The sequence below is a fragment of the Citrobacter sp. C1 genome, assembly GCF_014596895.2.
GTDB classification, from domain to species: Bacteria; Pseudomonadota; Gammaproteobacteria; order Enterobacterales; family Enterobacteriaceae; genus Citrobacter; species Citrobacter gillenii.
On record NZ_CP115035.1, the window covers coordinates 2640791 to 2653629 of the forward strand.

At 53.2% G+C, this 12839-nt stretch carries 9 protein-coding genes; 3 read left to right on the forward strand and 6 right to left on the reverse strand.

What is annotated here, in order from left to right; genetic code table 11:
* Positions 1-58: 58 nt before the first annotated feature.
* Both IB214_RS12755 and IB214_RS12760 read right to left on the reverse strand, forming a co-directional pair.
* Positions 59-721: a ZirU family protein gene (locus IB214_RS12755; RefSeq protein ID WP_223240221.1), complete on the reverse strand. Its 663-nt coding sequence runs from the start codon at positions 719-721 to the stop codon at positions 59-61.
* A 54-nt stretch (positions 722-775) separates the two neighbouring features.
* On the reverse strand, positions 776-4660 hold the full coding sequence (locus tag IB214_RS12760) for an inverse autotransporter beta domain-containing protein (protein ID WP_117343046.1): 3885 nt from the start codon (positions 4658-4660) through the stop codon (positions 776-778).
* 545 nt (positions 4661-5205) lie between these two features.
* On the opposite strand from IB214_RS12760, the gene IB214_RS12765 reads away from it, so the two are divergent.
* Positions 5206-6141 carry a LysR family transcriptional regulator gene (locus tag IB214_RS12765; RefSeq protein ID WP_115258594.1) on the forward strand — a complete coding sequence of 312 codons (936 nt, stop codon included), beginning with the start codon at positions 5206-5208 and terminating at the stop codon, positions 6139-6141.
* Between the two features lie 99 nt (positions 6142-6240).
* Positions 6241-6966, forward strand: coding sequence for a substrate-binding domain-containing protein (locus IB214_RS12770; protein WP_117343045.1), 726 nt, complete (start codon positions 6241-6243; stop codon positions 6964-6966).
* On the opposite strand, the gene IB214_RS12775 is transcribed toward IB214_RS12770, so the two are convergent.
* From IB214_RS12775 to puuE, 4 genes are all read right to left on the reverse strand, one after another.
* Positions 6950-7702 (reverse strand): ABC transporter ATP-binding protein, encoded by a 753-nt coding sequence (locus IB214_RS12775; RefSeq protein ID WP_117343044.1) that lies wholly within the window; start codon positions 7700-7702, stop codon positions 6950-6952. The two genes, IB214_RS12770 and IB214_RS12775, sit on opposite strands and share 17 nt — an antisense overlap.
* On the reverse strand, positions 7699-8703 hold the full coding sequence (locus IB214_RS12780) for an iron ABC transporter permease (protein WP_117343043.1): 1005 nt from the start codon (positions 8701-8703) through the stop codon (positions 7699-7701). Before IB214_RS12780 ends, IB214_RS12775 begins: the two co-directional genes overlap by 4 nt.
* Positions 8690-9745 carry an ABC transporter substrate-binding protein gene (locus IB214_RS12785; RefSeq protein WP_117343042.1) on the reverse strand — a complete coding sequence of 352 codons (1056 nt, stop codon included), beginning with the start codon at positions 9743-9745 and terminating at the stop codon, positions 8690-8692. Before IB214_RS12785 ends, IB214_RS12780 begins: the two co-directional genes overlap by 14 nt.
* Positions 9746-9931: 186 nt before the next feature.
* Entirely contained in the window at positions 9932-11197 is a 1266-nt protein-coding gene (puuE, locus tag IB214_RS12790; protein WP_117343041.1) for a 4-aminobutyrate transaminase, read from the reverse strand.
* Positions 11198-11304: 107 nt separating this feature from the next.
* Here puuE and IB214_RS12795 point away from each other — a divergent pair, with 107 nt between their 5' ends.
* The gene (locus IB214_RS12795) at positions 11305-12780 is read left to right on the forward strand and encodes a PLP-dependent aminotransferase family protein (protein WP_117343040.1); all 1476 of its coding nucleotides are present in this window, start codon (positions 11305-11307) and stop codon (positions 12778-12780) included.
* The last annotated feature ends 59 nt before the right edge of the window (positions 12781-12839 follow it).

Genomic DNA, 12839 nt, shown 5'->3' on the forward strand with positions numbered 1-12839 from the left:
TGAACGGCGATTATACGCAGCAGCGCTTGAACACTTCGCTGCTGCACAATGGGTGACATTAATTCACCTCGATCTGTATCTTACGTTTCTGATCCCCGGCTACCGGTTTGTAAGTCTTACCGTTCGCACCAGGAATATTTTGGTATACGCCAGAACCAATCGCGGTCTCAATCTTCCACTGGTAGGTGCCAGCATCACCGGCGCTGCCGTCAGCCAGTTGTACGACGGCGCTAAGTTCAGTATCAACCTGCGGGAAGCCATTCACTGCGCCATCAATCTGTACGGCGATCGGCGTTGATGCAGAAGCCGCTGACAGCTCATTTGACGCAACTGCGATACCGGTATCCGGATCGGTTATCGTTGGATCAGTATGCGGCGTAACCAACACGGTGATCTTTTTGCCTAAATCACTCGCCGTCACGGTGTAGGTATCACTGGTGGCGCCCGAAATATCTGCCCCATCCGCCTGCCACTGAAAGGTTCTTTGCGATTCTGCATCCCCGTCCGGGTCGCTGAACGCGCCTTGCTGGCTGATGGAAATCACATCGCCAATGTCGAAGACGCCGTTGCTGTTGGTATCAGCAGAAACAATCGTGCTCTGGGTGATAACCGGCACGCGTCCTTTTACGGTATCGGTTGGATCGGACAAGACGGCCAGGGCGGGAAATGACAGGATTAACATCGCGCTACTGGCGGTTAAGGTAAAGTTTTTGCGTTTCATTTGCGTACTCAATAATAAAAAGGGATTAAGGCGTCAGCCGGGAAATTACGGGTTTCAGGGTGATTCTTGTGTTTCCACGCGCAAAGCACGTTTTTGCCATTCGCCAGACACAACATAGATACGGCCCGTCGCCTGTGGAATCGCGGTGAACTGGTTACTGCCTGCAGCGGTTTCCCCCTGCCACTGAAAATGTTCTGGCTGCTCCTCGCAGACAATTTCACCGCACATGACGACAGCGGATAAACGGTCGCCCACCTGCGGATGGGTGGTCAGCGCTTGCCCATTGCGTAGCACTTTCACCGATGATGCAAAGGGGGCAAAATTAACCGACACGTGCTCGCCGCGACGATTAATTAGCGCCACAACCTCGCTGCGTCCCGCAGCAGTGCTCGTCAGGGTCGCTGTTATCACGCCGTTCGCATCGGTCACACCCTGTGCAGAAGCACGTACGCCGTGGCTGGCCTTAAATTTCACCTGCTGCCCCGCCACAGGATTACCAAACGCATCCCTGACGGTCGCGCTGACTTTATTTTCAGCAGTGCCGTTAGCTAATGCGTTGTCCGCTATGATGCGCAGGTCGCCAGGGAAAATGGTGGCGCTGCCTTCATCAGACAGAAAGGTGAGTTCAACCTGCTGGACATGTCCGTTTAACATCACCGACACCACGGATTTTCCGGCGATGCGGTTGGTCACCATGGCCATTGCTTCGCCTTCGCTATTAGTCATCACCGAGGTGGGTACTGCCGCCCCGTTAGTCGCCACGAATCGCACCGCCTGCGCGCTGGCCGGACGCCCATCCGCATGGTGTATGGTGACCTTCACCTGATTCGCCGATCTGCCATTGGCCGGCGCATTGTCTGCCACCACCTGCGTGACGCCCTGCCCGGCCTCACCCACTTTTGGCGTGAGCGTAACGCTCACTGGAGTAACCGCAAAGTGATGGTCATTCACGTTGACAGAAATCTCGGCCACGCCCGCTGTTACGCCAGATAACGACGCTTTATACAGGCCGTTATGGTTATCCTTAGCCTGACTGATAGTCGTGCCCTCCAGAGGACTGGTGAAGGTCACTTTTTGCCCGGTAACCGGGTTGCCCTGCTGATCCCTTAATAAAAAGTGAATAAATGATTCAGCATTGCCATTCGCTTCAATACGTTCAGGGACGACATTCAGTTGAGATTTCGCTGGATCCAGGCTGTCATCATCAACGGCAAAACTCGTTTCAACTTCCTCTGTGCTGCCGTTAAGTTCGACAATCACCGTGACCTCACCCGCGACCCGACTGGTCAACGACACCGAGGCCTCACCGTTAGCATCGGTGGTGGCTGCTGGGGGAATATCCGCATGATTGTTCGCGTACAGTCGTACGGTTTCACCCGCAGCAGGCGTCCCATCCGCGTTAAAGGTGGTGACTTTGATGACATTCTCATCTACACCATCCGCCAGCGCATGATCGTCAAGCACCACCACAGCCTCAAGACTGACCGAATTGTCATCACGTACCAGCTTGACCACCGTCGGCGCGATAGTGGTCAGAAACCCATTAACATGCGTCCTTATTTTTGCGTTTCCGGTTGCGGTACCCGTCAATGTGGCGGTATACGTACCATCCTCCCGGTTAGTGACGTTGCCGATCGTCGTTCCGGCGAGGCTACTGGTAAATCGGACGTTTTTTTCTTTCAGTGGGTTCCCGCTGCTGTCGGTTAACTGCAGAACCAGAGTCGATTCCGCGTTACCATTGGCGGATATTCTTCCCGGCGTCGCATTTAAAGAAGATTGCTGCGGGTCGACAGGGTTACCGGTGGAGATGAGGGTAACCGGACGGCGCAAGGTCTTCGCCACAACATTTCCCTGCATAACCTGCACCACGCCTTTCCCGGCATGAATACCGCTCAACTTTGCACGATAGATACCCGGCGCGACTTCACGCACTACTGTGGAGGTGGTATTGGGCACACCGGACACCTGAAACGACACGTTCTCGAGGCCCGTTACCGGCTCGCCCTCGCTGTTATTGGCTTTGTAGGTCATTTCAGCAACATCTTCGCCATCGGCCCGAATCACCGCCGGGTTCACCAGCAACACCGAGTACATTTCATCGACACCCGAATTCGCCTGGCTATACAATACTTTCGCGCTCTGGCTCAGTTCATGCACCCTGGCCGTCGCCGTTGCCTGACCCGCAACGTGAGAGACCACGCTGTACATCGCCCGCCCAGCCGCATCGCTCATCACATCCTCAGCGGTGATACTGCCGTCGGCGAATGTCATTCCCATGGTGATATTTTTTCCGCTAACCGGTTTGCCGTCATCATCGACCAGGGTTGCGGTCACAGTAACCGGCGTTTTACCATCAGCGGGCGCACCGTTACCGGTGACCTGTAACGCATCGCCAAACGCCAGATTTACGGGTAGAACCTCAATCAGCAAGGTCTGGGCATTACTGGTATTCCCTTCGGTATCCTCTGCCATCGCAACGACGCGATACTGGTTTGCCGTCCCGTCTGAGGATGGCGAGCGTTGGTAAGGAGGCAATGTCAGTGAAAACATATTCACGCTCAGCTCGCGAAACTCTCCGCCAGCCGCCAGAAAGGCCGCGTTATCCCAGGTGACCTGCGCCAGCGGGTATTCACTCGTGACATCGGTCGAAATCGTATGCACCGTATATTCAGCGTCCTGAATCGCCTCTTCAGAAAGCGTCAACTGCACAAGATCCTGTGCCTGATATTCCAGAGTGATGACATTATTACGATCAACCAGGCTGTAGCGGCTACCTTCCAGCTCGCGCAGAGAGGCCACTTCATCAGGCGAAAGTTGAGACTCCAGGGTTTCACCCGGTCGCCACGCCAGCTCCATTTGCACGCTGGTGTCTCGCTCATCACCCTTTTCCATACTCTGCTCAATACCCAGCGTCATCAGTGGGAACGGCGTCCAGGTGATACCGGTCGTGAAGGCCCAGGCATTTTTCTCACGTTCGTCTTCGCCAGACAGCCCGACCTCATCGCCAAAATACTGCTCATAGATAAACTTGCCGCCAAGGTGCGGATAGTCAGGCAACCAACCTTGCACTCTGACATCAAAACCGTTCGCCGGGCGTTCGTCATAATTTTCCACGTCTTTCGAGGCCTTCCAGTCAGACAGTCTGAAATACCCGTTGGTAGCAAGTTGAAAATAGTCGCGCCACAGTTCAGCCCCAACGCCAAGGCGACGATGATCGCCACTCAAATCGGCGTCATAAAAGGTATTAAATCCCAGCATCCAGTCATGGCTGAAATGACGTACGCCCACGCCAACGTTCAGCGTATTACGGTCGTCCTGATTCTGATAACCCAGTTGGGTGAATAAGACATTCGTCTGTGTTTCATATACCGGCACCAGCCAATCTACGCTGCTGTCATCAAGGGAAAACTGTTCGCCGACATTCAACTGCGCCCGTACCGTGCCAAACTGCCCTAACCAGCCAGTGACTGTTTCATTCGCTTTACTGTTAATTTCCGAACGGACCAGACCGCTGGCCGCTTGTGCCGCATCGCCATTTTCCAGAATATTCGCCAGGCCCGAAGCACCGCTGGCAAGGCGTTTAACCCCGGTGTCGTTTTCCTGTTCCTGGTGTAGCTTGTCACTCTCGCCTGCCGCCTTATTCCCACCGGAGGCTGGGGCCGGAATATCAAGCTCATCACCCTGACCTAATTGTTCAAACGGTTTGTTAAATGTTCTGAATTGGTTGAAATAGCGCAGTTGGGTGGTTGTCAGACCTAAGCGTTCGGCAACGGAATCCGTCGTTTCTTCGGCCTGAAGCACATATACGACAGAAGGTCGTGCAAGTAATTCGCTTTGCCATTGCGACGATTGAGGTTCGCTTGTTATTGTTGCCAGTACCGGCGTCGTAATGATCGACAGGTGTACAATCAGGCAAAGCCATGCAGTTCTTTCGATCATAATAAGTGTGCAACTTTTACAGAGGGCTCAGGGTTTAATTTGTAATAAAAGTGAATAAAACGTTATTCATTCGGTAAAATTTGCTTAAGTATTAACTCGTTATCCCTGAATCCAGCCTGTGACCATAAATTTGCGCGGTATTCTAGTCAGATTCACCTCATGCGTCTCGCAAACAATGTGCATAACATTATGCGTAATAGATATAATGCGTTACCTACACTCCTGCAGTAACCTTAAAATGGGTAGAAACAGGCTTTATCTACCGCCCACCCATTATCAAAATAGTCATGAACCCCGTAACAACACGTTTATTCATTGTAATTTTCGCATTTTGCTTTTTTGTTTTCTTACACAAACCATGCTATCTTTTAATGGATAAGAATTGGTTAAAATATTATTGTGCAACCGTTTAAAAGGTATGTTCACGTAACATGCCTGCGCTATTTTTGTTGGCTGGACTGTATACATTCAATTTCAAAAGACACTGGCCGAAGCCGTGCGGGAATGTATACAGATAATATTCACAAGGCATATCTGAGGTCTCAGTGGTCCAGAAAATCAGCTTTAACGATAACGAACTCCGTATCCTTTATGAACTTTCGTGTACCCGTAGTTTGAGTCTGGCTGCGGAAACGCTAAAAATTGCGCAACCCAATATCAGTAGAACCTTACAACAACTGGAGGACCGTTTTGGATTCTCCGTGTTCGATCGCTCTTGTCGGCCGATAAAATTGACCCGTTTCGGTGAAGAGCTTCTCCCCTACGTCAAAAAACACATGAAGTCATGTGAAGATATCCAGAAGTTTACAATGGCCTATAAGCTGGCGTCTGATGGGTTTGTCAGGATCCATGCCCCTACCGGTCAGCTGTTATTTATCTCCAAGTACGTCATTCCTGGGTTGAAAGCGCAGCATCCGGAAATTAAATTAATGCTGACCACCAGTAACCTCAGCAACGCTGAATTTACCCTTGGCGTCCCTTTTAGTGATGACTGCGACATCTTGTTTACGCATTCATTGCCCGACAATGACGAACTTATTGCGCGAAATATCGCATCGATTCCGGCCAATATATATGGCACCCGCGACATGATTGCGAGATATCCGATCCACTCCATTGAAGATTATGGACACAGTCCCTGTATACTTTTTTTCTCACATATGGAAGACAATCATAACATCTGGTATATAAATGACGACTCACATAAAGAAATAAGAAAGATAATCATTAGCGGTGATTTTGCCTGCGATAACTCGTATGCCGCAATCGAACTCGCCAAAGCGGGTCTTGGTTATTTATTTATGCCCGAGTTGATCATTAAAGAAACAGATATCGACGGTCTGGTCCCTACACTTCCTGATAACTTCTCCACCCATCTGGATCTGTTTGTGATTTACAGTAAAAAGACACAGCAGCCTTTCCGGGTACAGCTAATCATTAATTCAATTGTTAATATCTTAAAAAAATTATTACCCAGATAATTATTGCCATTTGCATCGAATAGTTGGTCATATACAATATGATGACGTTTAAGATGTCTATCATTCATTTCGGACCTCGAATTCAGGACTCGCTACATTATGTCATGCCCCATCACGCTCTTCGCTGCTGGCAGTTTACGGCTGGCCTTTACCCCGCTGCTAAACCAGTTCACGTCTCTAAGCGGAATTGACGTTTGTGTGGAATACGGCCCGGCCGGATTATTACGCGAACGTATAGAAGCCGGTGAACCTTGTGCCTTATTTGCCTCGGCCAATCGTGCACATCCGCAGCAGTTGCTGGCCAGCGGTAGGGCACTGTCCGCGCATACCTTTTGCTGGAACCAACTGAGCCTCACCACCCGCAAAACCGGCGAATGGCTGGAGTTACTGCGAGATCCAACCCTGCGTATTGGCACCTCAACCCCCGGCTGTGACCCTTCCGGGGATTATACCTGGGCATTATTCGACAGCCTCGATGTGCTCGAACCCGGCCTTGGACAGCGCCTGCGCGAACGCGCTATTCCCCTTGTCGGTGGCCGTGACACGGTTAAGGTGCCAAATGGCGAACTGGCCAGCGCGTGGATTATTCGCCAGGGCCTGGCGGATTTGTTTATTGGCTACGCGCACTATGCAACAGCACTTGCCGGGCAGCCCGATATTCGCTGCGTAACGATCCCCACGGACCATAACATTCGCTGTGAATACCAGCTGGCGGTGCTCGAGGCGTCTAAAAACGTCAAAGCGCTGGTTGATTTTATCCTCGCGCGCGACGGACAAACATGTTTGGCCAGCGCCGGTTTTAAAACACTTAACGATGAATGGTAAACAGCGGCGCGATAAACGGCGTCGGATGCGGGTCCACGCTAAATTTTCGCATCGGTAAACCGTACGCCTGGAACAAATTATCTTCCGTCACAATCTCCTGAGTTGGCCCCGCCAGCCATCTCCCCTGCGGCAACAACAGCAGCGTATGACTGGCTATCTGTAGTGCATGCTGCGGATCGTGCGTTGTAAAGAGAATGCTGCAGCCCTGGCGATACGCCAGATCGCTGATAAGCTGCAGCACCACCTGCTGATTAGCTAAATCCAGCGCGGAACAGGGTTCATCAAGCAACAGCGTTTGACAATCCGTGACCAACGCCCGGGCGATCATTACCAACTGTTGCTGCCCGCCGGAAAGTGAACAAAAGGTACAGGACGCAAGATGCGCAATATTGAGCTGCTCCAGCGCCTGCATCGCCCGCTTTTTATCCTGCTGGCCCGGTTGAGCAAATAACTTTACATGCTGCGCGCGGCCCATCAGCACGACATCGCTAACGGTGTAGGGAAACGGTAAGCGCGTATGCTGCGCCACAATACCCATTCCCCCCTCACTTTGTATGTTTCCACCCAACAACGGCAGCGTACCGGTCAGCGTATCCAGCAACGTGCTCTTCCCCAAACCGTTACGCCCGAGCACGGCCCAGATATTGCCTTTCTCACAGCGGAACGTGAGCGGCGCAAACAACGGCATCCGGTAGCCATACTCCAACTGATCGACGTTAAGTGCGGCAGATATCATCGTATCCCCCGTCGGCTGGACTGAATCAGCAAAAAGGCAAACAGCGGCGCACCGAGCAAGGCGGTGATGATCCCCAGAGGAATTTCCGTAGGTAGCAGCGTGCGGGCAATATCATCCACCACAATCATAAAACCGCCGCCCAGCCAGAAAGCACAGGGGAGTAACCGACGGTGATCAACGCCTACCAGCAGGCGGGCCAGATGCGGGATCACCAGACCCACCCAGGCAATACTGCCGCTGACGGAGACCTGCGCCGCAACCAGCAATGCGCAGCACAGCAACACGCCGCGCCGCAGCGGAACCACCGCCACCCCGAGCGCTTTGGCGTCTTTATCGTTGAGTGATAACAGGTTGATTCGCCAGCGCAACTGGTACAACAGCATGGCCGCAATGCCGACCGGCACCGCCAGCAGCCACACTTTATGCCAGTTGGCGGTCGCAAAACTGCCCAACAGCCAGAATACAATGCTGGGTAACGTCTCTTCGGTATCGGCCTGGTATTGAATCAGGCTCACCAGCGCGGCAAAAAAACCACTCAAAATAATGCCCGAGAGGATCAGCACCAGCGTGTTTTCCAGCCCCTGTAGCGCGGCAATGGTATATACCAGAATCAACGCCGCCAGACCAAAGAAGAACGTCGACCCCATCATCAGGAACGGATCAAGCCCAAGCAAAATCGCCAGCGTACCGCCAAATGCTGAGCCAGAGGTCACCCCAATAATATGCGGGTCCACCAGCGGATTATGAAACACGCCTTGCAGCGTAGCCCCACATAACCCCAGCGCGCCGCCCGCCAGCAGTGCCATCAAAATACGCGGGAGTCTGACGGTCCAGACGACCTGGTGCGCCATACCCTGCGAGTCTGCGTAATGGCTCAACAGTGAGAACACATCGCGCAGCGACAGCGGATATTGCCCCACACACAGTGAACCAACACCCAGCAGTAGCACCACGGTAATCAGTATCGGTTGCAGGGGGAAAGCGCGATTACTTAGCGGCATCGGACTGCCAGTTCACGCGGTAAAAACGGTGGTAGTAATCCTGTGCCTGCGCATCAACATCGATGTTTTTATAGGCATTCGGATAGAGTTTTTTTGCCATCCAAAATTCACCCAGCGCCAGCGCTTCCGGCATCGGATATCCCCAGGCTTTGGCGTATTCCGGCATCAGCCAGACGCGATGATTTTTTACCGCATCGATGTTCTGCCAGTTGGGATCGTTTAGGATCTCCGTCACCACCTGCGGGTAGCGGTCCTGGACAAAAATCACCTGCGGGTTCCACGCTAACACCTGCTCCAGCGAAACCTGCCGCGCGCCTTTAACGCTCGCCGCAGCCACGTTTAGCCCTCCGGCATGCTGCATCATCAGGCCCGTGTACTTTCCGGCACCGTAAGTCATGAGATCGGGGTTGGCCATATAGATACGGACTTTTTGCGCCTGTGCAATCGCCGCCACCGGCGCATTGAATTTAGCCCTGGCCGAAAAAACGTAGTCGATCAGCGTTTCAGCCTGCGGTTTACGTCCCACCACGTCGGCAATCAGGCGAATCCCCTGCTTTAAGCCTTCGTTGTAGACCTGCTCTTCGTCAGCCATAGTCGGGTTCATTTTGTTCTGCTGGCCAGCAGCATCCTGACGTAATGAGATAGCCACCACCGGAATCCCGGCATTCTGAATCTGCTGAATCATCTCGGCAGGTGCATAGTTGGCAACAAACACCACTTGCGTGTGGGTAGCCAGCAGGCTTTCAATATTCACGCTGGTGAGATCGCCCGGCGTCGGCAGGGTCGTAATCGTCGGCATAAAGCGGGCGAACGCCGGTCCAAGCTGTTTTTTCCAGCTCGACATCACGCCGACAATGTCCTGCGTGGCATCCAGTTGAACCAGAATATTCAGCGTCTGGTGTTGTAACACCACCACCTTATTGACGCTATCGGGGATCGTGACCTGGCGGCCAAGCTGATCGGTTATCGTGCGGTCTGCCTGCGCCGAAAACGCAAACAACATGCTGGCGCATACCAGCAAAAATGAACGAAGAGTTAACATAGACACCATCTGGACAGGAGAAAAACCGATATGCATTAAATTATATAGCGAGGTATCTGGCAACGCTTTTCCAATAAATCAGGTAACTCTACCGATAAAGATCAATTGACGTTGAGAAACCCACAGGAACAAAAAAGCCGACGATGTGTACCACCGTCGGCCAGGGTTGACGCTATACGCGCACTATCATGATTTAGTGACGGATTTAATAATTTCCAGCGCTTTTACGAACTGATCCTGCGGAATGGTCAGCGGGTAAAGGAAACGGATCACGTTGCCGTATTGGCCGCAGGTAAGCAGCAGCAGTCCCTGCTCAAGGGCTTTCTTCTGTACGCGTTGCGCCGTGGCTGCAGAAGGCTCTCCGGTGCTGGCATCACAAAACTCAGCGGCAACCATCGATCCTAACCCACGCACTTCGGCAAGTTCCGGACACCACGCACGGGCATCGGTCAGCGTGGCACGCAGTTGTTCACCCAGCGCTGCTGCTCGCTGGCACAGTTGCTCATCATGAATGATATCAAGCACCGCGTGAGCGGCCGCCACGGCGAGCGGGTTACCGGCATAGGTACCGCCCAGACCACCCGGTGCAGGGGCATCCATAATTTCGGCTTTGCCGACCACGCCAGACAGCGGCATACCGCCCGCCAGGCTTTTCGCCATGGTCATCAGATCGGCTTTGTGGGCGTAATGGTCCATGGCAAAAAGCTCGCCGGTGCGGGCAAAACCACTCTGGACTTCATCGGCAATCATCACAATACCGTGCTCATCGCAGATGCGACGAATAGCGGCAACGAATTCAGGTGGGGCCACCACAAAGCCCCCTTCACCCTGGACAGGTTCGAAGATAATCGCTGCGACCTGGCTGGCGTCGATATCAGCTTTAAACAGACGCTCGATGGCTTTTATCGAATCTGCGGTGGTGATGCCCTGCAACTCAGAAGGATACGGTGCGTGGTAAACCGATCCCGGGAACGGCCCGAAGCCTTTTTTATACGGTGCGACCTTGCCGGTCAGCGCCATCGTCATATAGGTACGGCCATGAAATCCCCCGCCAAACGCGATCACGCCGGGACGGCCGGTGTGCGCGCGGGCAATTTTAACCGCGTTTTCGACGGCTTCTGCGCCGGTGGTAAAGAACGTGGTTTTACGCAAACCGTCAATCGGCGCGGCCGCATTGATTTTCTCCGCCAGCGAGACGTAGCTTTCGTACGGGACAATCTGATAGGCCGTGTGGGTAAAGGCTTGAAGTTGCGCTTCAACCGCCTGCACCATACGAGGATGACGGTGTCCAGTATTCAGGACGGCAATCCCGGCAGCAAAATCAATATATTGATTGCCTTCGATATCGGTAATGGTGCTGTTTTCTGCCGACTGGGCGAAAAAGTCACACATTACGCCCACGCCACGCGGGGTTGCATCCAGACGACGTTGTTGCAGGTTTTTATTATTCATTCTCTACACCTTGTTCATAAACACATTCAGGGTTGAATTACCCTTTAAATCTAGACGCCATCTGGTACTTTAATCGAGAGCCAAATCGTTTTATTTTAAGGATCCAAATGCGTTCACTTGCCGGAGATGTGATCAAGCATGCATTTAGCCAGCAAACCGACGAGAAACTGCACCGGCGTTTGTATGCCGCCATCTGCAGCTGCATTCTTGAAGGCAGCTTGAAACCCGCCACCCGTATGCCACCTTCGCGCGATCTGGCGGGCGAACTGGCGTTATCGCGCAATACCGTCTTGCGAGTGTATGAGCAACTGCAAGCCGAAGGGTATATTTCTGCACGTACCAGCAGCGGCACGTTTGTCACCGACAGCGTGCTGGACAACCTCGCGCAACGGCCCGATAAAAAAAACGCGCCCCCCGCACAAGAAGACCGCGCCAGCCTGTCCGCCCGCTGCCTGGAGCTGCTCGGTAATGCCAGCGCCAGCCCGCGCCAGTGGGGGGCGTTTATTCCTGGCGTTCCGGATGTACAACATTTCCCCCACCGCACGCTTAAAAAAATTCAGGACCGGCTGGCAAGACGCCTGCGCCCGGAGTTTCTCACCTATGATGCGGCGGGTGGCGACGGTGAACTAAAAGAAGCGCTGGCGGACTATTTGCGTACCGCGCGCGGCGTCAGGTGTGCTCCTGAACAGATACTGATCACCGAAGGCATTCACCAGGCGTTGGATCTGGTGACCCGCACCCTGTGTAACCCTGGCGATAACGCCTGGATTGAAGAGCCAGGCTATTGGGGAATCAAAAATATTCTGCGCATCAACGCGGTTAACTTCTCGGCGATGGCGGTTGATGAACAGGGCATGGTACCGCCAGTGTCGTCAGCGGTGTCCCCGAAGCTGATTTTTGTGACACCGTCACATCAGTATCCGCTGGGGTCGGTGATGAGCCTGAGCCGGCGACGGCAGTTACTGTTTCGCGCACGTGAAACACGCAGTTGGATCGTGGAAGATGACTACGACAGCGAGTTTCGCTTTTCGGGGCAGCCTATTCCTTCACTGCAAGGACTGGAGGAAGAAAGTCCAGTTATCTACATCGGCACATTCAGCAAAACGCTCTATCCTGCCCTCCGACTCGGGTATGTTGTGCTGCCCAAACCGCTCGCTGCACCGCTGAAGAAAGTTCATAACGACCTCTATCGCGGCGGACACCTTTTGATTCAGGCCGCGCTGGCAGAGTTTATCCGCGAAGGCTACTACGCCGCGCATATCCGTAAAATGCGCCAACTGTACAGCCGCCGTCGTCAGACGCTGGTGGACCTGATCGCCACGCAACTCGGAGAGGATTATCTGGGACCGTTCAACAGTAACGCCGGGCTGCATCTGATATTACAATTGCCAGCCCATGCCGACGACAGCATGATTGCACAGCTGGCGAATACGCAGGGGTTATTGGTACGACCGCTGTCACGTTACTACGTCAACGAAGAGAAACGCAGCGGTCTGTTGCTGGGTTTTGCCAGTATTGAAGAACATGAGATGGCCGCGGCGTTTTCCCGGTTGGCGGGCATTATCAAGGCAAACGTAGGATAAACGTTGCCGGATGGCGTCACTAACGCGTCTTATCCGACCTACAATACGGTTTTTATAGG

What these genes read in the sequence shown, in the direction of transcription:
- IB214_RS12755 (WP_223240221.1), bottom strand. Translation starts at nt 721, where the DNA reads ATGAAACGCAAAAACTTTACCTTAACCGCCAGTAGCGCGATGTTAATC.
- IB214_RS12760 (WP_117343046.1), bottom strand. Translation starts at nt 4,660, where the DNA reads ATGATCGAAAGAACTGCATGGCTTTGCCTGATTGTACACCTGTCGATC.
- puuE (WP_117343041.1), bottom strand. Translation starts at nt 11,197, where the DNA reads ATGAATAATAAAAACCTGCAACAACGTCGTCTGGATGCAACCCCGCGT.
- IB214_RS12795 (WP_117343040.1), top strand. Translation starts at nt 11,305, where the DNA reads ATGCGTTCACTTGCCGGAGATGTGATCAAGCATGCATTTAGCCAGCAA.
- IB214_RS12770 (WP_117343045.1), top strand. Translation starts at nt 6,241, where the DNA reads ATGTCATGCCCCATCACGCTCTTCGCTGCTGGCAGTTTACGGCTGGCC.
- IB214_RS12780 (WP_117343043.1), bottom strand. Translation starts at nt 8,703, where the DNA reads ATGCCGCTAAGTAATCGCGCTTTCCCCCTGCAACCGATACTGATTACC.
- IB214_RS12775 (WP_117343044.1), bottom strand. Translation starts at nt 7,702, where the DNA reads ATGATATCTGCCGCACTTAACGTCGATCAGTTGGAGTATGGCTACCGG.
- IB214_RS12785 (WP_117343042.1), bottom strand. Translation starts at nt 9,745, where the DNA reads ATGTTAACTCTTCGTTCATTTTTGCTGGTATGCGCCAGCATGTTGTTT.